The following is a 25102-nucleotide window of genomic DNA, read 5'->3' as shown; positions in this document are numbered from 1 at the left end:
TGTGCCGCGGAGCTGGCCGGGCCGGGTTATCCACAGGCTGGCGGGGGCTGTGGATAACCCGGGCAGGCGGAGGTGCTGGGTGAGCAGGGTGCGCTCGCGCAGCAGGTAAAAAGAAAGGGTTTTGAAGAGGACTCAGCTGACGAGGAACGGTTTGCTACCAGGCCTGCCGCCCGGGGTCCCCGATGTGGCGGGGGGTTTGAGCCAGACCTTGTCGGCGACCTCGACCACCGGCTCCGGCGCGGTCGGATGCGTGGCGGCGATCGTGCCCGACGGGGCCACCGGGTCCGGCACGTAGGAGGCGATGTCGACAGCGGCCGTGTAGAGCTGCGAGGCCAGCGGCTTGACGCCCAGGCCGGTGAACGGCACCTGGAAGAGGCTGTTGCCAGCGGAGACGACCACGCCCGACTCGCTGTTCCAGGAGGCGGCGTAGACCTGCTGCGTGATGGCCTGCTTGCCGTTGCCGCTGAGGACCTCGGCCGGGCCGACGAGCCGGTTGCCCGCCAGGATGGCCGTGTAGAGCCGGTTGCCACGGACGTAGACGACCCGCACGCCGTCCGGCGCGACAGCTACCGAGGTGATCGAGCCGGTGCCTGGCAGGTCACCGCCGCCCTCGACGGTCACCAGCTCCGCCTTCGGCGGGACGGTAGTGACCAGCAGCAGCGCCGACCCGGCCCCGGCCAGCGCCACCGACTGCGACCCCCGGCGGAACATCTCCGGCTGGCTGGTGACCTGCGGGCCGAACTCCTGGTCGAGAGTCGTGTAGCTGGGGACACCGGAGAGGGTGCCGTTGGCCACCTTCAGGCGGGCCTTGCCGTTCTCGTCGGCGACGACGAGCACGCCGTAGTCGTACAGGGATCCGGCCCAGAGGACCTTGCCCTGCACGTTGCCTTCGGCCAGGACCTTCGGCACGTTGCCGGGGCTGGGCTGGTTGCCTCCGGGGCCGGTCTGCTGCTCCGGCTTGAAGATCGCGACCTTGCCGTCCGTGATGTACGCGGGCTTGGCCCTGCTCAGCCCGACCACCGGATTCCACCCGGCGAACGTCTCCCAGGTCGGCTGCTTGCCCTCGCCGAGCGGCTTCTTCCCGCCACCGATCTGGAGGTCGATCCGCGGGCGGCCGAAGGTGTGCAGGAGCTGCGCCACCATCCCCTCCACCCGGTCCGGCACGTCCGCGTTCACGGACAGGTCCACTGTGAGCGCTCCGCCGCCGGCTGGCGACTCGACCGGCACACTGCGCAGCAGCGTGTTCGCGGGGAAGGCCGTCTGCGCCACCTCGCCCAGCCCGGGGCGCGGCCCAGCGATCAGCCAGTTGGCCAGGAGCTTGTGCCGGTCGGGCAGGACGATGTTCGGCGGGATCCGGCGCGCGTCCGGCACCAGCCGCTCGGCGTCCTTGAGCTGGAAGTAGACCAGGACCTCGGGGTAGGAGTCCTCCAGGACCGACTGCTGCAGCATCAGCCTGTCCGGCGGGTTGGTCACCAGCCAGCGGTTGCCACGATTGCTGCGCTGGAACTCGCCGTGCACCGTGAACTCGTAGGTGTAGTCGCCGGCGCCGGTGCGGTCCAGATACCCGTTGTGGAGGACGCCGACGATCCGGCCGGTGAAGGAAACGATCGCCACCTGGCTCCTGGTGCCGTCGGCGGCGGGGATGGCGTCCTCGCGACGCTCCTCCTTGTAGGTACCGCTGACGATCGTGACGTCCTCGGTGACCGGCTTCCACGACTGGCTCGGCTGCTCGGCGATGTACTGCTTCACCAGCCCGGCGTTCGCTTCCGGCATGCCCAGCGCCGCCTCCATGAAGCCCTTCACCGCGTTGGCCGGCTCCGTCGGGTCGATCTCACCCGAGCGGGTACCCTCGCCGGACGTCTTGCCCGGGGCGGAGCCGCGCGCCGGGCCGTACCCGATGGCTGGCCCGGAGTCCGGCACCCCGCACCCGCCGAGGCCCAGCACGGCCACGAGCCCTGCGATGATCAGACGGCTACGCATGCCGGCTCTCCAGCGGCTCGTCGGGCGGGATCGGGCCGAGTTCGGCCTCGGCGTCTGCCGGTACGAGCCGCAGCGGCGAGGACAGCAGCCGGTCGCCTGCCCGCAACGGCACGGTCAGCCGGAACTGTGCGCCCAGGCCTGGTGCGCCCCACGCCTCCAGCCAGCCGTTGTGCAGGCGGGCGTCCTCCAGGCTGATCGACAGGCCGAGCCCGGTACCGCCGGTCTGCCGGGCCCGGGACGGGTCGGCGCGCCAGAACCGGTTGAAGACCAGCTTCTCCTCGCCGGGGTTGAGCCCGATGCCGTGGTCGCGGACCGTCACGGCCGCCGCGCCCTCGCCGGCGGCCAGGGTGACCAGTACCGGGCGGCGCTCGCCGTGCTCGACGGCGTTGCCGACCAGGTTGCGCAGCACCCGCTCGACCCGGCGCGGGTCCACCTCGGCGATCACCGGCTCGGCCGGCACGTCGACCTCCAGCGCCACGCCCGCCCGGTCGGCCAGCGTGTGCAGCCGGTCGACGACCCGCCGCACGATCGGCACCAGGTCGACGGCCTCGGTGTCCAGCTGGGCGAACCCCGCGTCGAACCTGCTGATCTCCAGCAGGTCGGTGAGCAGGTCCTCGAACCTGTCCAGCTCGGCCTGGAGCAGCTCGGCGCTGCGCGAGACGGCCGGGTCGAAGTCCTCACGGCTCGAGAAGATCAGGTCGGCGGCCATCCGGACGGTGGTCAGCGGGGTCCGCAGCTCGTGGGAGACGTCGGAGGTGAACCGGCGTTGCAGCCGGGACATCTCCTCCAGCCGGTTGATCTGGCTCTGGAGGTTCGCGGCCATCTGGTTGAAGCTGGTGGCCAGGCCAGCCAGGTCGTCGGAGCCCTTGACCTCCATCCGCTGGTCGAGCAGCCCGGCCGACAGCCGGTGCGCCGTGCGGGCCGCGATCCGCACCGGGCCGACGACGAGGTGCGTGACCAGCGCCGACAGCAGCGCGAGCAGCAGGACCAGCGCCACGCCCGCCACGATCACCGTGTTGCGCACGCTGTTGGCCGAGGCGACCTCGTCGTTCAGCGGAAAGAAGTAGTAGAGGTAGAAGTCGGCGTTCATCGCCGACCGGACCTTGGTCCCGACCACGATGAAGGGCCGCTCGCCGTTACCGTCCGGGTCGATCCGGGTGTACTGGTAGGCGTTCGCCTCCCCGGTCCCCTCGTCGCCGATCTTGCCGGGGTCGCCCTCGACCAGCCGGGCTAGTTCGGGTGGCACCAGGTACTCGATGCTCTTCCCCGAGGGGGTCTCCGGACGCGACTGCGGGTAGACCCTGAAGTTCTCCATGGTCGCGTCCGGCTTGATCAGCACGTAGTACTTGTCCCGGCCGTCCGGCTGGTTGTCCGACCGCAGCCGGGCATAGTAGACGAGCAGGTCGTTGAGGCCGGGCGCCTTGGGATCCGTCCGGGTCGCCAGCTGCGGCTCCAGGAACGTCCGGCCCTTCTCCAGCTCCTGCTTGGCGTGCTCGAGCCGGGTACCGACCTGGCCGGCGGTGATCTGCGAGGCCAGCAGCCAGCTGAAGGTCACCACGAGCAGCGTCGACGACACCAGGGTGATCGACACGACTCGCAGGTGCAGGGAGCCGTGCCAAGCCCTGGTGAGCCGGGCCAGGCCCGGCTCCAGCAGCCGGCGCAGGAATTCCATGTCAGGCGACGCCGGCCTTGTACCCCACGCCGCGCACGGTCAGGATGATCTCCGGCCGCTCCGGGTCGCGCTCGATCTTCGCCCGGAGCCGCTGGACGTGCACGTTCACCAGGCGGGTGTCCGCGGCGTGCCGGTAGCCCCAGACCTGCTCCAGCAGCACCTCGCGGGTGAAGACCTGGCGGGGCTTGCGGGCCAGCGCGACCAGCAGGTCGAACTCGAGCGGGGTCAGCTTGACCTCCTCGCCCTCCCTGATCACGGTGTGGGCCGGCACGTCGATGATCACCTGGGAGCCGGCCGGGCCGACCGTCAGCACCTCTGGCGTGTTGTCCCCGCCGCTGCGCAGCCGGGCGCGGACCCTGGCGACGAGTTCCTTCGGCTTGAACGGCTTCACGACGTAGTCGTCGGCGCCGGACTCCAGGCCGAGCACGATGTCGACGGTGTCACTCTTGGCGGTCAGCATGACGATCGGCACGCCGGACTCGGCACGGATCATGCGGCACACGTCGATGCCGCTCATGCCGGGCAGCATCAGATCGAGCAGCACGATGTCTGGCCGGGCTTCCCGGAACGCCGGCAGGGCACGTTCACCGTCGGCGACGAAGGACGGCGCGAAGCCCTCGCTCCGCAGCACGATCCCCAGCATCTCGGCCAGGGCGGGGTCGTCGTCAACGACCAGTACGCGAGCTCTCATGCTGTCCATATTTCCATCTACTAGGGGTGCCCAAGGGTACCCGCCGACGGATCGGTGCTGCGCCGAGACCTTCGCTCCACATTCAGGCCGTCGTCACGGCAGCTTCATTGTGGCTCTTTCCGGCTGAATGCCGCGTCTTCACGGTGCGTGAGCGCAGTGTCTTCCAGGTACCGGGGGCGGCCGGCCAGGAGGCCAGCGCCGCCCTGGACCGCGACCACGGCGAGGAGGACGAGGAGCGGGGCTGTCCAGCCGCCGGTCGTGGCGTAGAGGGTGCCGACGAGCATCGGGCCGAGGGCCGCGATCAGGTACCCGGCGCTCTGCGCGAAGGCCGACAGCGCCACGGTGCCCTCCGGCGTCCGCGAACGCAGCCCGATCATGGCGAGCGCGAGCGGGAAGGCGCCCTGGCCGAGGCCGAACAGGAGTGTCCACACGAGCACGCCCTGGACGGGGGCGAGCAGCAGGCCGAGGTACGCGACGGCATAGCAGGCGTTCAGCGCGACCACGACGATCCGCTGGTCGGGGCGGCGGGCGGCGAGGGATGGCATGAAGAACGCGAGCGGGATGCCGGTGGCCATGATCCCGGCGACGAGGAGGCCTGCGGTGTTGGCGGAGAAGCCGGAGTCCCGGTAGATCTGCGGCAGCCAGCCCATGATCACGTACGCGTTGAGCGACTGGGTGCCAAAGTAGACCGCCAGCGCCCAGCCGATCGCCGTGCGGGACGGCCTGACGGCGGACCGGGCGGCCGCGGCGCTGTCCAGGCCACGGTCACGCCGGCGGAGGAACAGCCAGGGCAGCACGGCCACGGCCGCGACGCCCGCCCAGATCGCCAGCCCGGCGTGCCAGCCGCCGAGCGCGTGGGCGACCGGGACGGTGGTGGCCGCGGCCAGCAGCGCCCCGAGGGTCAGCGTCATCGTGTACGCGCCGGTGACCAGGCCGACCTTGTCCGGGAAGTGGTGCTTGACCAGGCCGGGGAGGAGGACGTTGGCCGAAGCGATCCCGGCGAGAGCCAGGGCGCTGGTCACGAAGAAGACGAGTGCCGAGTCGGTCAGCGCCCGCGCGACCAGCCCGGCGGCGAGCAGCGCGACGGAGGACGACAGGATCCGGTGCGGCCCGAAGCGGCGGGCCAGTGCCGGGGTGAGCGCGCCGAACGCGGCGAACGACAGGACGGGCAGTGTCGTGACCAGCCCGGCCATCGTGCCCGACAGGTGCAGGCCGGCCCGGACCTCGTCCAGGAGTGCGCCCAGACTGGTGACTGCTGGCCGCAGGTTCAGGGCGACGAGAATGATGCCCAGCAGGACCAGGCCGGTGCCCTCGGCGGCCAGCCACCGCTTGCTGTTCTGCTCTACGGTTACGGCTACCACCCGGTAATCGTAGAATCATGGGATGACTTGGGGATAGGGAGTGTGCGGGATGCCACTGGAGTCGACGGCGAGATCTCCGCTGGTCAGCCAGGTGATCGCCCAGCTGCGGACACAGATCACCGGCGGCGAGTGGCCGGTCGGCGCGCGGATCCCACCGGAGCCCGAACTGGCCGCCCGGCTCGGCGTGGGCCGCAACACCCTCCGGGAGGCCGTCAAGGCCCTCTCCCACGCCGGCCTGCTGGACTGCCGCCAGGGCTCCGGCACGTACGTGCTGGCGGCGAGTGAGCTGTCCTCGGCGGTGGCCCGGCGCGTCGCCGACGCCGAGCACCGGGACGTGATCGAGGTCCGGCGGGCCTTCGAGGTGGAGGCGGCCCGGCTCGCCGCCCGGCGCCGGACAGCCGAGGACATCACCCGGCTCGACGCGGCCCTCGCGGCCCGGGAGGAAGCCTGGCGCAGCGGAGACGCCGAGCTGTTCATCCAGGCGGACTCCGACCTGCACTCGGTCGTGGTGGACTGCGCGCACAACCCGGTGCTGGCCGACCTGTACGCCGACTTCGGCTCGGCGCTGCGGGCCAGCCTGGAACACGTGGTCGGGCACGCGCTGACCCCCGACGTGTACGTGGACCACACCCGGCTGGTCGAGGCGATCCGCGCCGGAGACGCCGAGGCGGCGGCGATGGAGGCCCAGGCGTTCCTGACCGAGTGAGGCTGGGGCCTGGCTCTCCCGGTACCTCCGAACGGGTTTGATCTTGGTTTGGGGTGGTGGTCGCGGGACAGTGAGGGATGGCGGGGCTGTGCCAAGATGAGGGCCATTCGGATCGGCTGAGCGTGAGGGGGTGGCGTGGCGCTTCCGACCCGGCCGCTCTCCGTGGGCGAGCTGCTGGACGCCGCCACCGAGCTGCTGCGTACCCGGGCGAAGCCGCTGCTGCTGACCGGGCTGGGGCTCGCGGCGGCCGAGCAGGTGCTGCTGACGCCGCTGTGGGACGCGGTCCCGCCGATCCGGCGGTTCCTCGTGCACAACGAGGGCATGGGCGACCGGTTCCTGCTGCTGACCCTGGGCATGGTGCTGGAGTGCCTGGCCATCAGCGTGCTCGCGATCCTCGCCAGCCGTGCGGTGCTCCGCGACCTGGGCGGGGTGCCCGGCTCGCTGGCCTCCCCGATCGTGACCACCGTGCTCGTGACCGTGCTGACCGGTGTGGCGGCGCTGATGTGCGGTGTGCCGTGGCTCGTGGTGTACGCACTGCTCGGGCTGGCCGTGCCGATCGCGGTGATCGACAGGTGCGGGCCGTTCGGGAGCCTGGGCCGGTCGGTCCGGCTCGTGACGGCCGGCGGGATGCGGGCCGGCGGGATCCGGCTGCTCGGGTACGGGGCGTGGGTGCTGATCCGGCTCGCGTTCATCGGGGCGGCGGCCTGGGGGCTGGAGATGCTCGACCTGGACGGCAGCTGGTACCGGGCGGCAGGGACGCTGCTGATCAACGCGATCGCGTACCCGGCGCTGGCCTGCCTCGACGTCCTGCTGCACCTGGAGAACAGGATGCGCGTCGAGGGCCTGGACATCGAGCTGGGCCGCACGTCCACCCCCGACACCGTCCTGCGGGCGGCGCGGTGACCGGACTCGCCCGGTGGTGGTCGGAAATGGCCGCCGCGATCGCCGACCACGTGCCCGGTGGCATCGCCGGGCTCTTCGTGCTGCTGGTGCTGCTCGCGCTGTTCGTGATGGCGGCGCGCGCCTGGTGGCGTACGTGGCTCACGCTGCCCGGCCGGCTGCTCGCGTGGCGGCCCCGGTGGCGGCGGAGGAAGACGAAGCCCGAGGTCCTGGACGTACCGGAGGCCGCGCCGAAGCCGGAGCAGGCCGCCAGCGACGAGGTGCCCGAGGTGCCTGCCGCCGTGCTGTTGTCGCTGGCTGACCAGTACGCGGCGTCCGGCAGGTACGCGGAGGCGATCCGGGAGCGGCTGCGGGGCATGGTGCGGCGGCTCGTGGAACGGGGCGTCATCGAGCACCAGCCCGGGTGGACGGTGACAGAGTTCGCGGCGGCGGCCGGTACCCGGCAGCCCCAGTCGGCTCCGTCGCTGCGGGAGGCCAGCAGCATCTTCTCGGATGTCTGGTACGGCGGGCGGGACGCGACGGCCGCTATGGACCAGCGGATGCGGGCGCTGGGAGAGCAGTTGTGAAGCGCTCACTGCCGAAACGGCCGCTGCTGTGGAAGCGGCTCAACATTCTCGCGCCGCTGATCGTCGCGCTGGTCGTTGTCGTGATCACCGTGGTCTTCGGACTCGTGAACTCGCCTTCGCCGTCCGACGAGGACTTCGCGGACCCCGAGGGCGGGCACCGGTTCTCCGGGCAGACGCTGAGCGGGATGCTGGCCGAGCGCGGCGTGGAGGTCAACCGGTACGCCACGATCGAGCAGGCGATGCGGGCCGCGCTGCGCCGGGACACGACGCTGTTCATCCCGGCTCCCGGGTACCTCACGGCCGAGCAGGCCGAGAGGTTGGACGAGCTGCCGGCCGGCGTGCGCGTCGTCCTCGTCGAGCCGGGTACCGGGACACTCGGGCAGATCACCGGCCGGATGGCCGCGACGGACCGGCCGAGGGCTGGTGGCGGGCGGTGGACGACGGCGGTGGTGCCGCGCGGCGAGTGCGCGCTCCGGGAGGTACCTGAGGGCGACGTCGCGATCGGGAACGCCGTCTTCACCGGCCCCGGCGTCTCCTGCTACGGCGGGAGCCTGCACGCGATGCGGCTGAACGGCGCCGAGCTGGTCCTGGCCGGGGCAGCCGACCCGTTCCTCGACGAGCGGATCGGCGAGCACGGCAACGCTGCGCTGGCCGTGGCCTTGCTGAGCAGGTACGGGAAGGTCGCGTGGGCCGACCAGCACAGCCTGATCCCGAAGCCCGAGCCGACGAAGTCGCCGCTGCCGACCCGGTCGAAGTACAAGAACCCGTGCCCGCCCGGCGCGAAGAACCCGAACCCGGCCCCGGGCGTGCTGTGCACTCCGCTGCCGAGTGGCTCGCCGGTCCCTCGTGAGGTGTGCCGGGAGCCCGACCGGACCGGTCCGACTCCGCAGCCGGCCGTGACCTGCTACATCGTTCCGTACGGTGACGCGCGGGGCGAGGGCGGCGGGTCTGGTGGCGGTGACAGGAAGCCGCCGCCGGACGAGAATTCCGAAGCCAGCGAGCCTCCCAATCCACTGTGGGGCGCCTTCCCGCCGTGGGTGTGGGCGATCGCCGTCGGGTTGCTGTTCGCGGCACTGCTGGTCGCGCTGGCCAGGGCCCGGCGGCTGGGCGGACCTGCCGCGGAGAAGCTGCCGGTCGTGGTGCGCTCGGCGGAGACGGTCACCGGCCGTGGCCGGCTGTACGCCCGCGCCAAGGCCCGGGACACGGCGCTCGACGCGCTGCGGGCGGCAGCCATGCACCGGATGCTGCCCGTACTCGGGTTGCGGGCCTCGGCCGGGCCTGCGGAACTCGTTCCGGCCGTCGCCTGGCGGTCGCGCGTACCGGAGGACCAGGTGCACCGGATCCTGTACGGGCAGGCGCGGGGCGACGCCGAGTTGCTGCAGCTGACGGGTGCGCTGGATCGGCTGGTACTGCTCGTCCTGAGCGACGCTCCGGGCGGGAAGCAGTGAGTACGGGCATGAGCGGGGATATGGGCGGCACGGCGGGAGAGACGGTGGACGTGAACGTCAACGCGGACCTGAACGGTGGAGGCGTGGTGGACAGTGGTTTCGCCGGTGCTGGCACGAGTGAGAGCGCCCGGGAGGCGCTGAACAGCCTGCGGGCCGAGGTCGGCAAGGTCGTGATCGGGCAGGACGCGGTCGTGACCGGGGTCGTGATCGCGCTGCTCTGCCGGGGTCACGTGCTGCTGGAGGGCGTGCCGGGCGTGGCGAAGACGCTGCTCGTCCGGACCCTGGCCGCGGCACTGGAGCTGGACACCAAGCGCGTGCAGTTCACCCCGGACCTGATGCCGGGTGATGTCACCGGCTCGCTGATCTACGACGCGCACAGCTCACGGTTCGAGTTCCGCGAGGGGCCGGTCTTCACGAACCTGCTGCTCGCCGACGAGATCAACCGGACGCCGCCGAAGACGCAGTCCTCGCTGCTGGAGGCGATGGAGGAGCGTCAGGTCTCTGTGGACGGCGTGGGCAGGCAGCTGCCGGACCCGTTCGTGGTGGCCGCCACCCAGAACCCGGTGGAGTACGAGGGCACGTATCCGCTGCCGGAGGCCCAGCTCGACCGGTTCCTGCTGAAGCTGAACGTGCCGCTGCCCGACCGCGACGCCGAGTTCGCCGTGCTCCGCGCCCACCACCAGGGCTTCGACCCGCGCGACCTGAGCCACGTCAAGCCGGTGGCCAACGCCGCCGACCTGGCCGTCGCGCGGCAGGCCGTCCGGCAGGTGGCGGTGGCTGACGAGGTCATCGGGTACGTGCTCGACCTGTGCCGGGCCACCCGGCAGTCGCCGTCGCTGGAGCTGGGCGCCTCGCCGCGTGGCTCGACGGCCCTGCTCAACACGTCGAAGGCGTGGGCGTGGCTGGCCGGGCGGGACTACGTGACCCCCGACGACGTGAAGGCGCTGGCCCGGCCGACGCTCCGGCACCGGATCCGGGTCCGGCCCGAGGTGGAGCTGGAGGGCGTGACCGCCGACGGGGTACTGGAGGCGGTGCTGGCGACCGTGCCCACCCCCCGATGATCACCTGGCGGCCGGCCGGGCTGCTCGCGCTGGCTCTGCTGACCCTGCCGCTGTGGCCGGCTCCGTGGCTGGCGCTGGCCGGGTACATCGTGGTGGTTCTGCTGGTCGCGGGGATCGACGTCCTGGCGGCTACTCCCCTGTCGCGAGTCAGGCTGGGCAGGGACGGCGTGCGGCAGCTGCGGCTCGGTGACTCGGGGGCGGTCTGGCTGACCGTCACGAACGCCGGGCTGAGTGACCTGCGGGCCGAGCTGCGCGATGTCTGGCCGCCGTCGGCGGGGGCCTCGCGGGGCAAGTTCGTGTTCACTCTCGGGCCGGGTGAGCATCTGACCTGCGAGAACACGCTCCAGCCGACCCGGAGGGGCGACCGGCTCGCCGAGCAGGTGGTGGTGAGGTCCTACGGGCCGCTGCGCTTCGGCTACCGGCAGTCGAGGAAGCTCGCCGCGCCGTGGACGGTCCGCGTGCTGCCGCCCTTCACGTCCCGGAAGTTCCTGCCGGAACGGCTGGCCCGGCTGCGTGTCTTCGACGGCTCGGTCGTGACGAAGGGGCGCGGGCAGGGCACGGAGTTCGACGCGCTCCGGGAGTACGTGGTCGGCGACGACGTCCGGTCGATCGACTGGCGGGGCACGGCGCGCCGCGAGACGGTGGTCGTCCGGACCTGGCGGCCGGAACGCGACCGGCGGGTCCTGTGTGTCCTCGACACCGGACGGACCTCGGCAGCCCGGGTCGGCGACGCTCCCCGGCTCGACTCGGCGCTGGATGCGGCGCTGTTGTTGTCAGCGCTGGCCTCGCGGGCCAACGACCGGGTGGACTTCCTGGCGGTCGACACCGCCGTCCGGGCAGCGGTGGAGGGCGCGAGCCAGGCGACCCTGATGCCGAAGATCGTGCAGGCGATGGCCCCGCTGGAGCCCGCGCTGGTCGAGACGGACTTCGGGCTGGTCGTGGCCGAGGTGCTCCGCCGGGAACGCAAACGGGCCCTGGTCGTCCTGTTCACCGCGCTGGAACCGGGAGCGCTGGGCGAGGGCCTGCTCCCGATCCTGAACCGCCTCACCGCCAAGCACACCGTGATCCTCGCCGCCGTCCACGACCCGGAGGTCGAGCAGCTGGCGGCACAGCGCAGCACGGTTCCTGACATCTACACGGCGGCAGCGGCCGAGCGCACCCTCACCGAACGCCGCCGCGTCGCCGCTGTGCTGCGCAAACACGGCGTCCATGTGGTCGACGCCCCTGCCGACCAGTACGCACCGGCCGTCGCGGATCTCTATCTGCACCTCAAGGCCACCGGCCGCCTCTAGACCCGCATTCTTGACTATTTTGTACCGGGACCGGAGCGGCCCACCTCAGTCCGACGTGGACGAATACGCGGTGAGGACCTTGCGGAAGTACACGAGAGTCCACGTCCACTCCGGCCGCGTCTCCGTGCCCAGTTCCTCGTAGCCGAGTCCACGGTAGAAGGCGACGGCCTCCGGCTGGTTCGTGGCGGTGTCGAGGTACATCTCGGTGAGGCCCAGCTCCGCCGCGCGGGACTCCAGCCCGGCCATCACGGCCCGGCCGACCCCGAGCCGCCGGGTCGCCGGATGCACGCGGACGCGGTACACCTCCGCCTGGCCCTGGTCGTTGCGGGCGAAGCCACCCATGCCGACGATGTGCCCCTCGTACTCGGCGACCACGAAGGCGTCGAACTCGCCGGGGATGTCGGCCAGGTCGGAGAAGGCCGCTGGCGCCTCGGCCGCCGGGGGCAGCGCGAGGGGCCGGTCAGGGTCGGCCGTCGCGCCGATGTTCGGCAGGGTGCTCAGGGTCCACAGCACCGGGGCGTCAGCGGCCCGGAAGTCACGCACGATCACCATGGGCACGGATGCTGCCAGGGGCGGCCATCCACCGCCATGAAATAAAAAGCGCCCCGGCCGGGAGTCCCGGCCGGGGCGTGTGCAGCGTGGTGCTAGTCGTCGTTCAGGATCGTGCCGACCGCGATCATCCGGTCGTAGCGCAGCCGCAGGTCACCGACCACGATGGCCAGCATCCACTCGTCAGCCTCCTTGCGCTTGTCGCCCTTCACGTTCACGGTGAAGGTCAGCGAGGTCGCGCCGGCCGTGAGCGTCGAGCAGCTCAGGAGGCTCTGGTGGTCCGAGCCCCACGAGGTCGTGCCGTCGACGAACACGGCGCAGACCGTCATGTCCTCCGACACCGGCCGGGACACCGAGGTGGTGAAGGTCAGCTTCGAGGTACCGGAGTTGCCCTCCAGCACCGAGGCGTCCCCAGTGGACAGCCGCGCCCGGGAGCCGAACGTCGCCACCTGCGGGTCGTGGTCACTGACGCCCCGGATGCCGTCTCCGTCGAACTCGGCCGGGTAGTCGGCGTTCACGTGCGCCGCCCGCATCCGGACCAGGTCCGAGTAGAGCGAGGGGGTGACGAAGATGTGGTCCAGCGTCTGCGCCTGGCCCTGGAAGACATAGGAGTACGCCGAGGCGGGGTTCTCCGCCGCCAGCACGTCCCACAGGTTCTTCATGCCGGCGTCGTACAGCGGGGCGAGCTGGTCGGTGACCGCGCCCGGTACCGGGTCGTCCGGCCGCGGGAACACGTTCAGGTCACCGCCGTAGAGCACACGGGCACCCGGGTCGGACGCCTGGATCGCCTTGACGATCTGCGCGCCGTACCTGGCCTGCTCCCGCCGCTGGCCCACCCGGCCGTCCGGAGTGGACGAGAAGTGGTTGGCGACGGCCCACAGCTGGAAGGTCTCCGACTCGCCCGGCACGGCGGCGACCGTGAACCGGCCGACCTGCGGGGCGCGGGTGTAGACGTTGTTGCCGTCCTTGCCCGTCGAGGTGTCCACGTCGGCCGGGAGGACGGCGTTCAGCGACTTCGGGTTGGAGACCTGCGCGTTGAACGGCAGCGCCTCCGCGCGGTACTCGACGCCCGGGGTCGCGGTCAGCACGCTGGCCGGGGCGGACAGCGAGAGCCGGTCGGTCCGGTACAGGAACGCGGCGACGATGCCTCGCGCGTCCGCGCCGTCCCGGTCGTAGGCCGTGTCGTACGCCGGGCCGCCGTTGGCCGCGATGGCCAGCGCCAGCTCCTGGAGCCCGTCGGCCTTGCCGTCGGCGTTGTCGGTGGTACCGCAGACCAGAGCGCCGTTCGCGACGGTGCAGATGTCCTGGTCCTCGGCCTCCTCGATCAGCAGGAGGTCCGGCGAGTGCAGGTCACCGATGATCTGCTTGGCGATCGACTGGAGGTGCGCGTCGTACTCGGCCTGCGTGGCCGGCACGTAGTCGAACGGCGGCCGGACACCCGGGCAGCCGGTGTTGCCGGTGAAGTCGCAGCCGTCGAACGGGTCGTCGCGGAAGTCGTACAGGTTCTCCACGTTGTACGTCGACACCGCGAACTGCTCGCTGCGGTTGGTTGCCACCACCGGGTGGTTGGCGGCCGGGTCGGTACCTGCGGTGAAGGCCGCAGCCTCCGCCTGCACGCCGTACTTCTCGAAGCTGTAGGAGATCGCGCCGAGCGCGTCGCCGTCGAGCAGGTCGAACGTGCGCGCCGGGGCGAGCAGCTCGTTCACGTTGCCGGACTTGGCCTTCACGCCCGTCGTGCCGAGCATGATGCGCTGGCCGTTGCCGTCGTCGAAGCCCTGGGACGGGTCGTTGTCCAGCGCGTGCGTGTCGCGGAAGACGCGGCGCGCGTACGGGTCGGTCCGGGTCGCGAGCGGGTCGGACTTGTCGACCAGCCAGATCTCGGAGTCGGCCGTCGAGCCGAACACGTCACGGCCGGCGGTGACGACGCTGCCGCCGCGTACCCGCATGCGGGCGCCCTCGTGCCGCTCCCAGAACCGGTACGCCGCGTCGAGGTCGGCCGGCGGCACCGTGTCGGAGATCGCGACGACGTTGTTGACGTCGAGCCCGCTCTCGATGACCCGCACGAGCGAGGCACCCGACAGCTGCGTCATGTTGAAGTACTCGGACACGCGGGCCCGGACGACGACCTCGTCGCCGACCTTCGGCTCGTAGCCGCCGATCAGGGTGGTGAAGCCGCCCATGAAGACGAAGATGCCGTCGGAGCTGTCAGCGTTGCCGTCGGTGTTGCCGAGACGGCTCTGGAGGTAGAAGCCGTACTGGTTCGCGCCGGCGCTGGTCTTGGCCAGCGACTTCTGCGTGATGACGCCCCGCACCTCGTGCAGCGTCGAGCTGGTGCCGTTGCCGGAGGCCGGAGCCAGCGGCGAGCGGTCGGTCTTGCCTGCCTCGGCGTCGGTGGTCGCGCCCTGCACCTCGCCGACGGTGAGCACCGTGGTCACCTGGAGCGTGAGGCCGCAGGTAGCGGTGGTGCCGTCGTCGTCGGTGGTCGTGACGGTCACCGGGTACGAGCCGGCGGTGAGGGTCGCGTCCACGGCGATCGTCGCGGTGGCCACGCCGCCGTCAGCCGTCGCCGGAGTGAACGCCGACCGGGTCACACCGGCCGGGCCGGTCACGGCGAGGTCGACGATGGTGTCGTCGGCGTCGGTCGCCGACACGTCCCGCGTCGCGGCGGAACCCTGCGGCGTGACGATCGGGCCGCCACACGTCAGCACGGCCGGCAGGTCGCCGCCGCCCGTCGCGTGCGAACCGAGGCCGTCGAAGGTGTCGGCGGCGAAGCCGGACCACTGCGCCGCCGGGTCGAAGGCGTCGGCCGGGTCGGTGTCGGGGAACGCCGTCCGGCGGAGCGTGTTGTCGGCGGTGCTGGTCAGGCCGGTACCCCACTCGGTACCGGGGTCGGTGCCCACCTGGCCGATCGAGTCGACGACCGCGCCGCCCTTGCGGAGCACGATCGCGTCGTCGCCGTTGTAGAAGCTCGCGCTGCTGGTCTGGTCGGCCTGCGCGAGGATCGCGGCGGCCGCCGAGGCGTGCGCGAGGACGAACACGTCACCGGAGGCGACCGAGCCGGTCAGGTTGACGGTGGCACCGGGGGTGACGGCACCGTTGAAGTACATCTGGATGCTGTACCCGGCGAGGTCGATCGCCGAGCCGGTGCCGTTGTAGAGCTCGATCGCCTTGTTGTTCGACGAGCCTTCGACGTACTCCGAGATGATGAGGTCAGCCGGGGCGGCTGCGGCTGGCGCCGCGAGCCCGAGCAGCGACGACGCTGCGGTGACGAGTACGGTCACCGCGCCGAGGGGGCGGCGCAGGCGCATGGATGGTCCTCCACAGTGTGGACACGGTAGACCTCCCGGACGGTAGAGCATTGCTCTCGCCGACGCCAACCCCTGCGGATGTCCGACAGTTGAAGACTGGGTGCGGGCTGGGAAATCCCAGCTCAGAGCCCGGGTGCGGCCGGTCGGAGGCCCTGGGAGCGCGAGGGCCGGGCAGCAGGGGTGGCGGCTGGACCCCGTACTCCCAAATCTGGCCAGACCTGGGCAGAGGCCGCACGCGCGGCAGCAAGCCGGAACGTGGCGCGGCGATTGCGCTCAGCGAGCACGGCCGCGAGATACGCCCAGCCCGGCGTGCCCGGCGGCGGAGCTGGCGTCGTGCAGGCGACGACCTCCATGGCCAGCGCGATGCCGATCCGGCTGCGGGCGGGCTCACGCAGCCCCCGGTTACGGGCCAGGTAGTGACGGCAGGCCAGCGCCAGGTCGGCAGGCAGGCCCGAGATGTCGAGCGTGCGCGCCCAGCCAGCCAGGTGCGGCGGCATCGGCGGCACCCAGCCCCACGTGGCCGGCTCGCGGTCGTGGATGACGATCGTGCCGGCCGTCAGGTCACCGATCCGCTTGCCGCGCGGGCTGACCAGCAGCACCGCCAGGCTCGCCAGCCAGGTCAGCGGCGGCAGGCCCGGCCATTCCGCCGCGACGCCGACGAGTGTGCGGGTCAGCGCGTGCCGGAAGGCGATCGGCCCGCCGTCGTCCCTGACGACGCGCAGCCCGACAGCGAGCTTGCCGACCGACCGGCCCCTGGTGATCAGGAGCATCGCGACCGGATAGACCACCAGCACGATCACGGCCAGCACGATGAACGAGCCGGCGACCACCGGCCTGCTCGCCTCCTGGAACGCCACCAGGATGGTCAGCACGCCGAGCAGGGCCAGCACACTCTGGATCACCACGTCGAGCACCTGGGCGAGCACCCGCGAGCCGATCCGGGCAATCCGGACGTCCAGCTCGACCGCCTCGCCGCTGACCAGTCTCTCCTGCACGGGTGCACGCTACCCTGTCGGCGTGGATCTCGATGCCTACGTCGCTGAGCACCGTGGTGAATGGAGCCGGCTGGAACGGCTGGCCACCCGGCGCCGGCTCAGCGCCGCCGAGGTCGACGAACTGGTCGCCCTCTACCAGCGGACCACCACCCACCTGTCGGTGATCCGCAGCCGCACCCCCGACCCGGCGCTGATCTCCCGGCTGTCCCGGATCGTGCTGGAGGCGCGCGGCGCGCTCACGCCAACCCGCAAGTTCTCCTGGCCGGAAGCTGGCCGGTTCTTCACCGTGACCTTCCCGGTCGCGGCCTACAAGGCCCGGTGGTGGTGGCTCGCCGTCTCCCTCGTCTTCACCGGCCTGGCGCTGGCGATGATGTACTACGTCGCGGCCCACCCGGAGGTCCAGCAGGCCTTCATGTCGGAGTCGGGCGCGGACAAGCTGGTCAACCACGACTTCGAGTCGTACTACTCCGAGCACGCCGCCCAGGACTTCGCCTTCCGGGTGTGGACGAACAACGCCTGGATCGCGGCGGTGTCCCTCGCGGCCGGGGTACTGATCGTCCCGGTCGTCTACGTCCTGTTCCAGAACCTGGTCGGCATCGGTACCGTCGGCGGCATCATGATCGGGCACGGCCGGGCCGACCTGTTCTTCGGCCTGATCGCCCCGCACGGGCTCCTCGAACTGACCGCCGTGTTCCTCGCGGCGGGCGTCGGCCTGCGCATCGGCTGGGCGTGGATCGCCCCCGGTACGGGCCGCACTCGAGCGGGAGCCCTCGCCGAGGCCGCCCGCTCCGGCGTGACCGTCGCGCTGGGACTCGTTCTCGTCCTGTTCGTCAGCGCGCTCGTCGAGGCGTTCGTGACCCCGTCGCCCTTCCCGACCGCCGTCCGCATCCTGATCGGCTTCGTGGTCTGGGCGGCGTTCCTCGCGTATGTCCTCGTTCTCGGCGCGCGGGGTGCGGCGGCGGGAGAGACGGGCGACGTGCTTGCGGAGTCCCGGTCAGCGGAGGACGTCCTGGTGTAGTTCTGGTATGAGAAAGCGCCCCCGGGGACTCGAGTCCCCGGGGGCGCTTCACTTGTGGTGCTTAGAACATCGCACTGATCCAATGCCACTTCGCGGCCTGCCAGACAGTCTTCGGGTCGCGATACCCGCTGGCTGCGTCGGGGCTGATCATCAGCATCCGCCAGTCGACGGAGACCATGTCCTTCTGGTCGGCATGCAGCAGAACGAGGTCGTCACGGCCGGCCTTCGCGCTGTACCTGCCGGCAGCCATCTGCTCCGTGCCTTTGCTCCAGACCGGGGCGTCCCAGATCGTGCCCAGGCTGGACAGCGGGCCAGCCGGACCGTCACCCAGCGAGAACGTGGTGACGTGCCCGTTGCCATAGTCGTAGAACAGCGCCAGGTCGGAGTTCTTCGCGCCGGCGAAGTTGCCGGTCTGGACGAACTTGGTGCCACCACCCCAGTAAGGGGCGTTCCACCGCTGATTCAGCCGACCCTGACCGTCCAGAGTGAACACTGCGACGTGGCTGCCCCCGTAGTGGTAGAACAGCGCGAGTTCTGCCTTGCCGTCGCCGTCGTAGTCACCGGCCGACACCGACTTCGTGCCGCCACCCCAGAGCGGGGCATCCCACATCCACAGCAGGCCGTGGAACGAACCGTCACCTTTGGCGATCGCCTTGAAGACACCGATGTGCGTGCTGTCGTACTGGTAGAACAGGGCCAGGTCACTGCGACCGTCGCCGTCGAAGTCCCCGGAGGACACGAACTTCGTGCCACTCCCCCACTGCGGAGCCTCCCACTGAAGCTTGGGCTTGTCGAAAGTGCCGGTGGCGGTGTTGAAAGTCAGGGTGTAGAACCCGACGTAGCCGAGGTTCTCGTCGCGCAGGATGCCCAGCTCGGCCCGGCCGTCACCGTTGTAGTCACCGGCGGTGAAGTGCTTCATGCCGGGGCTCCACGAGAAGTGGGGGTCCCAGGCGGTCACCGGCTCCGCAAGGCCGCCTTCTTTGCCCATGCGCAGGTCAAATCCGCTGGTCACGACATCGTCGTATCCGTCGCCGTTGAAGTCCGCCCGGACATCGCTGTTGTCGGCCACCTGAGACGGCGAGACAGCCCGAGCCGTAGGGACATACCTCTCCAGCGGGGTAGCCGCGTACGGACCCGAGCCATCAACGACGAAGCTCGCCGTGACCATGATCTCGCCTGGCGCCTCGTACCTGTGTGCCGAGGCCTGCACGACACCCTCGTTGGCCTTGCCGGACACCAGGGCCGGCAAGTAGACGGAGGTCGTCGTTGTCTCGCCGTCGCCCCAGTCGAAAGTCGCCAGCAGCTTGACGCCGCCCTGCGGCACCGAGTACCGCGCCGAGGCCGTGAACGTCAGCCGATCCGGCGTCTCAACCTGGTTGAGGCTGAGCTCGGAAAATGTTGCGAGCCCGTCGGCTGGTGCCGCGTGAGCCGCCGACGGCACGAGTACCGCCGCCAATAGCGTGGCCGCGACCACCGATCTGATTGCCTTCATGACATGCCCCCGTAAAGATGAGATTTTCGCGGTCAGGGTTCACAGCGCCCTAGAACATCCGGTTGATCCACGGCTGCGGCTTGGCCTGCCACCTCGACGTCGGCGAGCCGTGGCCGCCGTTCGCCTCCGGGCTGATCGTGAACAACGTCCAGTTCGCTGGGCTGGGATCCGTCCGGCCGCCGTAGTTGTAGAGCAGGGCGAGGTCGTCACGCCCGGTCTTCGTCGTGTACCGGCCGGCGGCCAGGAACTCCGTGCCCCGGCCCCAGCGCGGCCCGTCCCAGATCGTGCCCAGGCTCGACAGCCCGCCGGTCAGCTTGAACGCGGTCACGTGACCGTCGCCGTAGTCGTAGAACAACGCCAGATCGGTCTTCTTCGCGTCGGTGAAGTTACCCGCCTGCACGAACTTGGTACCACCACCCCAGTACGGCGCGTTCCACCGCTGGGCGACTGCGCCATTGTCCACAGTGAACACCGAAACGTGGCTGCCACCGTAGGAGTAGAACAAGGCCAGCTCGGAGTTACCGTCGCCGTCGAAGTCACCCGATGACACCGAAGTCGTGCCGCCGCCCCAGTTCGGGGCGTTCCACTGCTGATCGAAGCCACCCAGCGAGCCGTCCGCGCTGCCCTTCAACGTGAACACGCCAACGTGGCTGCCGCTGTACTGGTAGAACATCGCGATGTCCGTCTTGCCGTCACCGTTGAAGTCACCGGAGGACAGGAACTTCGTGCCGGTACCCCACTGCGGGGCCTGCCAGCGCAGCACAGCGCCGTTCTTCCCGTCGTCCTTCTTGCCGAACCGGTAGATGTCGTCGTACTTGAGCGTGTAGAAGCTGACCGCCCCGGAACCCGACTCGACGAACACTCCCAACTCGGCCCGGCCATCGCCGTCGTAGTCACCGGCGGTCAGGAACTTGATGCCTCTCGCCAGTGCGGCGTCGACGCCCAGGCTCCGGTAAGTACTGGCCGGCTCGAACCTGCCCTCCTTGCCGAGTTGCACGTTGAGCGTGTAGTCGCCCATCCCGTAGGTCCAGTCGGGGCCCCACGTGACGAGGTCGTCGTAGCCGTCACCGTTGAAGTCGGCACGAAGGCGGCTGGTCCCGGTGCTGGCCTCGACCTGGCTACCGGGAACGGCGAGGGGCAGGCCGTCGTTCAGGACGGCCGAGTACACGGTGCCGGAGCCCTCGATGGTGTAGCTGATCTTCACGAGGTACTGGCCAGGCTTGGCGTACCGGTGAAGCGCGTTCGGCAGCCAGCCCTCATTGGCACTCCAGTAGGACCCGCCGGAGAGCTTGACGTCGTACACGGTCTTCTGCGGCAGCATGACGGAAACCGTGGAGGTTTCGCCATCGCCCCAGTGGTAGGTCCCGGTCAGCTTGGAGCCGCCCCAGTTCACGCCAAATTTGACCGACTTCAGTTCTACGGTCATCGGCTCACCGTTGACCAGGCTCAGCTGCCCGTGAGCCGGGTTCTTCGCGGTCGGCACCAGTTCGGTGGCACCCCGGTCGTGGCCGGCCGCATGGCCGCCGGACTTTCCAGGGAACTTGATGCGACTGTTGCCGTGAATATCCGTGGTCAGCGCGCCAGGAACCGCAGGATCCGCGGAGTCGACGAGCGCCTCGTCCATCTCCCTCCACGCGCCGACATAGTCGGCGGCACCCTGGTCCGTCGCCTGCTGGAACTCGGCAAGCTTCTTGTAAGCCCTGCCCGCCCAGGAGTACAAGACGTCCCATTCGGAGCCATGACTGTAGAGGGCGTTGTGATGCGCCTTGGTGCTCGGCGCGCTGACCTGATCGACCACTACCTGGGCATCCCACGAGGAAGAACTCACGTAGTTGTTGACGATGACGGTGTCGGCCGCGTTGGCGACGCCGATCGCCTTCCCGGTGTCGATCGTGTTCCCTGTGATCGCCGTGCGAGCCGCCCCGTCCACGGTCACTGGGCGCGCATCGTCGGAAAAATAGCTCTGTAGCAGGCGGTTGGTCGAGATCACGACGTCGGCGGCACCTCCGCCGACGCGCACGCCACGCTGGAGAGTGCTGCGCTGGATCGTGATCCGGCTGGCATCCTCGATCGCGAGCGGATGCCGGAAGGATGCTTGATCGACCATGACACCGGCTGCCCCGGTGAACACGATCCCAGGCCCCGGAATCTGGCCATCGAACGTGATTCCCCTGAAGTGGATGTCGTGTGCGCCACGAGCGAAGGTGACGCTCAGCCCCTCGGCTGCCGACAGGATGACCGAGCCAGCTGCGGCAGCCGGTTCCTTTTCCAGGACGACAGGCGCATCAGCCGTGCCTGAGCGGGACAGTGTGACCTTGCCGCTGTGGGTACCTGCCGCGAGCCGGATCGTCTGGCCCGGCTCCACCACGTCCGCCGCTGCCTGGAGGCCGCAGAAGGGCTTTTCCTTCGTACCGTTGCCGCCTGGCGCGCAGCCCTGCTCCGGCGACACATACAGCACCTGCGTGCCGGCCGGTGCCGCGCTCGCGACTGCCGGAACGGCGAGGGTCGCGCCGCCCAGCAGGGCAGCCACCACCGCGAAACTGAGTACCTTCATCGTGCCCCCGTGTTGACTCACAAATCGAGCCACCATAGAAGACCAGGTCAAACCCCTTTTTGACCTTGGTACCCATCGTGAGCCCGCTCTCAGCCGCATCCTCACACCGGGGACGAAACGGCCCGGATCCCCCACGGGACCCGGGCCGGTCGTACTACTGCCGGCTAGAACATCCGGCTGATCCACGGTGCCGGAGTGGCCTGCCACTTCCAGGCCGGCTCCTCAGCACACACGAGCTAGGCGAACAGCCCCTCGCCCCAGTAACCCTTGTCGTCCTTCACGCCCGGCGGGCAGGCGAACACCGCGCTGGACACGTGCTTGATGTACTCGTTCAGCACGTCCTTCTGCCCGAGTGCCCGCTGGATCGGCACGAACTGCTTGCGCGGGTCCCGCTGGTAGGCGATGAAGAACAGCCCGGCGTCGAGCCGCCCGAGCTTGTCGGAGCCGTCGACGTAGTTGTACCCGCGCCGCAGCAGCATCGCCCCGCCGTGCGAGTCGGGGTGCGCGAGGCGGATGTGCGCCTCGACCGCGATGTCTTCCTTCTTCAGGTCCGGCTCGTCGAACTCTTCCTTCTGGCCGAGCGGCGCGCCGTTGCCCTTGTGCCGGCCCATGATCTGTTCCTGCTCGTCGAGCGAGGTGCGGTCCCACGTCTCGATGTGCATCCGGATCTTGCGGGTGACCACATAGGACCCGCCGGCCATCCAGGCCTGGCCGTCGCCGGGCTGCGCCCACAGCTGGGTGCTGACGGCCTTGTCCTCGGCCTTCAGGTTGCGGGTGCCGTCCTTGAAGCCCATCAGGTTGCGGGGCGTCTCCTGCTCGCGCGAGGTGGAGGACGTGCGGCCGAATCCGAGCTGCGACCAGCGCATCGTGACCTTGCCGAAGCCGATCCTGGCCAGGTTACGGATGGCGTGCACCGCGACCTGCGGGTCGTAGGCGCAGGCCTGGACGCAGATGTCGCCGCCGGAGATGGCGGCGTCGATCGCGTCGCCCGGCAGGTGCGGGATGTCCTCCAGCGCGGCCGGCTTCCTACCGGCCAGGCCGAACCGGCCCTCGGCGAACATGCCCGGCCCGAAGCCGATGGTCAGGGTCAGGCCGGAGGCCGGCAGGCCCAGCGCCTCGCCGGTGTCGTCCGGCGGGGCCTCGCCCCGGCCGCCGGTCGCGCCGAGCGGGCCGGCGTCGCGGCCGGCCGTCATCCGGGCCGCTGCCTTGGTCCACTCCTTGAGCAGCCAGATCACGTCCTCGCGCTTCTTCGTGGTCACGTCGAAGGCCGCGAAGTGCAGCCGGTCCTGTGCCGGGGTGACGATGCCGGCCTGGTGCTCGCCGTAGAACGGCACGGCCTGGTCGATCGACGGCCCGGCGGCGGCCGGCTTGGTCTCGCCGAGGAACTGGGCGCCGGCCACGCCAGCGGCCACCCCGGCCACGCCCGCAGCGCCGGCCCCGAGCAGTGCCCGCCTGCTCGTACCGCCCTTGCTGGCCTCGTCCGTCATTTGACCACCACTCCAGCCACCTTGCTCACCGGCTCACCGAGGGCGTTGATCGCGTCGGACAGGGCCTTCAGGTCGGCCTGGGACAGTTCGTTGTGGAACTTCCAGCCATCGCCCTTGCGGTGCTTGTCCAGCTCGGCCTGGGCCGCCGCGAACTGCTCGTCGAGGGTCTTGGCCAGGACCGGGTCCTTCTCGTCGAGTACCGGGCGGAGCGCGGCGATCGCGGCCTTGGAGCCTTCGAGGTTGGCGGCGAAGTCCCACAGGTCGGTGTGCGAGTACCGGTCCTCCTCACCCGTGATCTTGCCGGTGGCGACCTCGTCCAGGAGTTCCTTGGCGCCGTTGGCGAGCTGGAGCGGGGACAGCTTCTCGCTGTTGGCCTTCTCGACGATCAGCTTCACGTCGGCGAGGAGCTTGTCGGCGGTCGGCCCGGACTTCGAGATGTCCTTGGTCTCCCACAGGTCCTTCTCCAGCTTGTGGAAGCCGGTGAACTCCTGGCCCGGTTCCAGCGAGTCCTCGCGGCCGTCGATCGCCGGGTCGAGGTCGCCGAAGATCTCGGCCACCGGCTCGATCCGCTCCCAGTACGTGCGGGCCACCGGGAAGAGTGCCTTGGCTTTCTCCGCGTCGCCGGCCTTGACCGCCGTCACGAACTCTGTGGTCTTGTCGATCAGCGCGGCGGTCTGGCTCTTCACGTACCGCTGGTAGCTCTCGGTCGCCGCCGCCAGCTTCGCGTCGTTGGTCAGCGGCTTGGACTCGCCGCTCACCTTGAGGCTGCTGCGGATGCCCTTGCCGATCATGCCGGGCTTGCACGCCGTCTCGTACGTGCCGGCCGGCAGCTCGACGATCAGGTCACGGGTCAGCCCCGGCGCGATGTTCTCGACCTCGCCCACCACCCGGTCACCGGTCGCGAACACGTAGAACTCGGTGACCTTCTTGCCGGCGTTCTTCACCGCGAAGGTGTGCGTGCCCGCCGCCAGGTCCAGCTTGGCGACCTTGCACTCGGTGTCGGTGGCGGCAATCGCGATCTTGCCATCACCCTTGGCGGCAGGCTTGTCCTCCGAGGTGCAGCCCGCCAGGGCTCCGGTGCCGGCGGCGACGAGGGCCGCCAGGCCCAGGACGGTCAAACGCTTCACGAGCTGGCTCCTTGGGGTGTGGTGCGCGGCGCGGGCCAGCAGAAGTAGGCCAGCACGGGGACGAGATATGCCGCCCAGGCCGCCATCTCGACGACGGTCGGCTGCGCGGTCAGGTTGAACAGGCCCTCGATCAGGGCCGCATACCAGGAGGCTGGGTCGTACCAGCCGCTGAGGTCGAAGGCGTGGTCGTTCAGGCCGCCGAGGACTCCGGCCTCCTGGAAGTCGTGCATGCCGTACTTGAGGATGCCGGCCGCGACGAAGACCAGCAGGACGCCGGTCCACTGGAAGAACCTGCCGAGGTTGATCCGCACCGCGGCGCGGTACAGGAGGAAGCCCAGGACCACGGAGGTCAGCAGGCCGGCGATGATGCCCGTCAGCGGCCCGGCCTCGTCGCCAGCGCCGCGAGCCGCGGCGATGAAGAACAGCGCGGTCTCCAGCCCCTCGCGGGCGACGGACAGGAAGGCCATCGTCACGACCGCGAAGGTGCCGAGCTTCAGCGCCTCGTCCAGCCTGGCGTGCAGCTCGCCCTTGATGCTCCGGGCGGTGCGCCGCATCCAGAAGATCATCCAGGTGACGAAGCCGACGGCGACGACCGAGGTCACCGCCTCGAAGAGCTCCCGGTCAGAGCCAAGGGCGATCTTCGCGTACTCCAGCGAGGCGCCCGCCACGACCGACAGCACGACGGCGGCGCCGACCCCGGCCCAGATCAGCGGGAGCTTGTCCCGGCGGCCGGCCTTCACCAGGTACGCGACCAGAATGCTCACCACGAGCACACCTTCGAGCCCCTCCCGGAGGCCGATCAGGTAACTCGGCAGGATCGCATTCACCAGCATCTCCATATGGCTAGGCACGCCTTACTAAGGGCAGCCACACCTTAGCCCCCGGCTCCGGGACA

19 protein-coding genes are annotated in these 25102 nt (G+C 70.2%); 7 read left to right on the top strand and 12 right to left on the bottom strand.

What is annotated here, in order from left to right; translation table 11 throughout:
- Nucleotides 1-132: 132 nt before the first annotated feature.
- The 4 genes from A3G1_RS0103415 to A3G1_RS0103400 all read right to left on the bottom strand — a co-directional run bounded on the left by A3G1_RS0103415 (nt 133) and on the right by A3G1_RS0103400 (nt 5704).
- A complete protein-coding gene (locus tag A3G1_RS0103415; RefSeq protein ID WP_018348064.1) occupies nt 133-1980 on the bottom strand; it encodes an LpqB family beta-propeller domain-containing protein in 1848 nt (615 codons plus the stop codon).
- Nucleotides 1973-3652, bottom strand: a complete 1680-nt coding sequence (gene mtrB, locus A3G1_RS32920) for an MtrAB system histidine kinase MtrB (protein WP_018348063.1) — start codon at nt 3650-3652, stop codon at nt 1973-1975. Before mtrB ends, A3G1_RS0103415 begins: the two co-directional genes overlap by 8 nt.
- A 1-nt stretch (nt 3653) precedes the next feature.
- Complete coding sequence (gene mtrA / locus A3G1_RS0103405; RefSeq protein WP_026211776.1) at nt 3654-4343, bottom strand: MtrAB system response regulator MtrA; 690 nt, start codon at nt 4341-4343, stop codon at nt 3654-3656.
- 104 nt (nt 4344-4447) lie between these two features.
- The gene (locus A3G1_RS0103400) at nt 4448-5704 is read right to left on the bottom strand and encodes a CynX/NimT family MFS transporter (protein ID WP_018348061.1); all 1257 of its coding nucleotides are present in this window, start codon (nt 5702-5704) and stop codon (nt 4448-4450) included.
- A gap of 49 nt (nt 5705-5753) precedes the next feature.
- On the opposite strand from A3G1_RS0103400, the gene A3G1_RS0103395 reads away from it, so the two are divergent.
- From A3G1_RS0103395 to A3G1_RS0103370, 6 genes are all read left to right on the top strand, one after another.
- A complete protein-coding gene (locus A3G1_RS0103395) occupies nt 5754-6410 on the top strand; it encodes a FadR/GntR family transcriptional regulator (RefSeq protein WP_018348060.1) in 657 nt (218 codons plus the stop codon).
- Between the two features lie 135 nt (nt 6411-6545).
- Nucleotides 6546-7313, top strand: a complete 768-nt coding sequence (locus A3G1_RS0103390) for a hypothetical protein (RefSeq protein WP_018348059.1) — start codon at nt 6546-6548, stop codon at nt 7311-7313.
- Nucleotides 7310-7876, top strand: a complete 567-nt coding sequence (locus tag A3G1_RS0103385; protein WP_026211775.1) for a DUF4129 domain-containing protein — start codon at nt 7310-7312, stop codon at nt 7874-7876. Before A3G1_RS0103390 ends, A3G1_RS0103385 begins: the two co-directional genes overlap by 4 nt.
- Nucleotides 7873-9324: a DUF4350 domain-containing protein gene (locus tag A3G1_RS41300; protein ID WP_018348057.1), complete on the top strand. Its 1452-nt coding sequence runs from the start codon at nt 7873-7875 to the stop codon at nt 9322-9324. Before A3G1_RS0103385 ends, A3G1_RS41300 begins: the two co-directional genes overlap by 4 nt.
- A gap of 8 nt (nt 9325-9332) precedes the next feature.
- Nucleotides 9333-10385 (top strand): AAA family ATPase, encoded by a 1053-nt coding sequence (locus tag A3G1_RS0103375; protein ID WP_245563428.1) that lies wholly within the window; start codon nt 9333-9335, stop codon nt 10383-10385.
- The gene (locus A3G1_RS0103370; RefSeq protein WP_018348055.1) at nt 10382-11677 is read left to right on the top strand and encodes a DUF58 domain-containing protein; all 1296 of its coding nucleotides are present in this window, start codon (nt 10382-10384) and stop codon (nt 11675-11677) included. Before A3G1_RS0103375 ends, A3G1_RS0103370 begins: the two co-directional genes overlap by 4 nt.
- Nucleotides 11678-11722: 45 nt before the next feature.
- On the opposite strand, the gene A3G1_RS0103365 is transcribed toward A3G1_RS0103370, so the two are convergent.
- From A3G1_RS0103365 to A3G1_RS0103355, 3 genes are all read right to left on the bottom strand, one after another.
- Nucleotides 11723-12229, bottom strand: coding sequence for a GNAT family N-acetyltransferase (locus A3G1_RS0103365; RefSeq protein ID WP_018348054.1), 507 nt, complete (start codon nt 12227-12229; stop codon nt 11723-11725).
- 92 nt (nt 12230-12321) lie between these two features.
- Nucleotides 12322-15534, bottom strand: coding sequence for a lamin tail domain-containing protein (locus A3G1_RS0103360; protein WP_018348053.1), 3213 nt, complete (start codon nt 15532-15534; stop codon nt 12322-12324).
- Between the two features lie 122 nt (nt 15535-15656).
- The gene (locus tag A3G1_RS0103355; RefSeq protein ID WP_018348052.1) at nt 15657-16529 is read right to left on the bottom strand and encodes an RDD family protein; all 873 of its coding nucleotides are present in this window, start codon (nt 16527-16529) and stop codon (nt 15657-15659) included.
- A 22-nt stretch (nt 16530-16551) separates the two neighbouring features.
- Between A3G1_RS0103355 and A3G1_RS0103350 the strand changes: the two genes are divergently transcribed.
- Complete coding sequence (locus A3G1_RS0103350) at nt 16552-17547, top strand: stage II sporulation protein M (RefSeq protein WP_018348051.1); 996 nt, start codon at nt 16552-16554, stop codon at nt 17545-17547.
- 61 nt (nt 17548-17608) lie between these two features.
- Here the strand turns inward: A3G1_RS0103350 and A3G1_RS0103345 are convergent, their stop codons facing one another.
- The 5 genes from A3G1_RS0103345 to efeU form a co-directional block, all read right to left on the bottom strand.
- The gene (locus tag A3G1_RS0103345) at nt 17609-19039 is read right to left on the bottom strand and encodes an FG-GAP repeat domain-containing protein (RefSeq protein WP_083936710.1); all 1431 of its coding nucleotides are present in this window, start codon (nt 19037-19039) and stop codon (nt 17609-17611) included.
- A gap of 49 nt (nt 19040-19088) precedes the next feature.
- Complete coding sequence (locus A3G1_RS0103340) at nt 19089-21593, bottom strand: FG-GAP repeat domain-containing protein (protein ID WP_018348049.1); 2505 nt, start codon at nt 21591-21593, stop codon at nt 19089-19091.
- A gap of 236 nt (nt 21594-21829) precedes the next feature.
- A complete protein-coding gene (efeB, locus tag A3G1_RS0103335; RefSeq protein ID WP_018348048.1) occupies nt 21830-23080 on the bottom strand; it encodes an iron uptake transporter deferrochelatase/peroxidase subunit in 1251 nt (416 codons plus the stop codon).
- On the bottom strand, nt 23077-24207 hold the full coding sequence (efeO, locus tag A3G1_RS0103330; RefSeq protein WP_018348047.1) for an iron uptake system protein EfeO: 1131 nt from the start codon (nt 24205-24207) through the stop codon (nt 23077-23079). Before efeO ends, efeB begins: the two co-directional genes overlap by 4 nt.
- Nucleotides 24204-25040 (bottom strand): iron uptake transporter permease EfeU, encoded by an 837-nt coding sequence (efeU, locus tag A3G1_RS0103325; RefSeq protein ID WP_425411365.1) that lies wholly within the window; start codon nt 25038-25040, stop codon nt 24204-24206. Before efeU ends, efeO begins: the two co-directional genes overlap by 4 nt.
- Nucleotides 25041-25102 lie beyond the last annotated feature (62 nt).

Origin of the sequence: Longispora albida DSM 44784 (genome assembly GCF_000379825.1) — a bacterium.
In the GTDB taxonomy this organism is placed as follows: domain Bacteria; phylum Actinomycetota; class Actinomycetes; order Mycobacteriales; family Micromonosporaceae; genus Longispora; species Longispora albida.
This window is presented reverse-complemented; position numbering and strand designations above follow the sequence as displayed.

Bases quoted from the DNA above. Each gene is read 5' to 3' on its own strand.
- A3G1_RS0103415 (WP_018348064.1), bottom strand. From the start codon at position 1,980: ATGCGTAGCCGTCTGATCATCGCAGGGCTCGTGGCCGTGCTGGGCCTC.
- mtrB (WP_018348063.1), bottom strand. From the start codon at position 3,652: ATGGAATTCCTGCGCCGGCTGCTGGAGCCGGGCCTGGCCCGGCTCACC.
- mtrA (WP_026211776.1), bottom strand. From the start codon at position 4,343: ATGAGAGCTCGCGTACTGGTCGTTGACGACGACCCCGCCCTGGCCGAG.
- A3G1_RS0103395 (WP_018348060.1), top strand. From the start codon at position 5,754: ATGCCACTGGAGTCGACGGCGAGATCTCCGCTGGTCAGCCAGGTGATC.
- A3G1_RS0103375 (WP_245563428.1), top strand. From the start codon at position 9,333: ATGAGCGGGGATATGGGCGGCACGGCGGGAGAGACGGTGGACGTGAAC.
- A3G1_RS0103370 (WP_018348055.1), top strand. From the start codon at position 10,382: ATGATCACCTGGCGGCCGGCCGGGCTGCTCGCGCTGGCTCTGCTGACC.
- A3G1_RS0103365 (WP_018348054.1), bottom strand. From the start codon at position 12,229: ATGGTGATCGTGCGTGACTTCCGGGCCGCTGACGCCCCGGTGCTGTGG.
- A3G1_RS0103360 (WP_018348053.1), bottom strand. From the start codon at position 15,534: ATGCGCCTGCGCCGCCCCCTCGGCGCGGTGACCGTACTCGTCACCGCA.
- A3G1_RS0103345 (WP_083936710.1), bottom strand. From the start codon at position 19,039: ATGAAGGCAATCAGATCGGTGGTCGCGGCCACGCTATTGGCGGCGGTA.
- A3G1_RS0103340 (WP_018348049.1), bottom strand. From the start codon at position 21,593: ATGAAGGTACTCAGTTTCGCGGTGGTGGCTGCCCTGCTGGGCGGCGCG.
- efeB (WP_018348048.1), bottom strand. From the start codon at position 23,080: ATGACGGACGAGGCCAGCAAGGGCGGTACGAGCAGGCGGGCACTGCTC.
- efeU (WP_425411365.1), bottom strand. From the start codon at position 25,040: ATGCTGGTGAATGCGATCCTGCCGAGTTACCTGATCGGCCTCCGGGAG.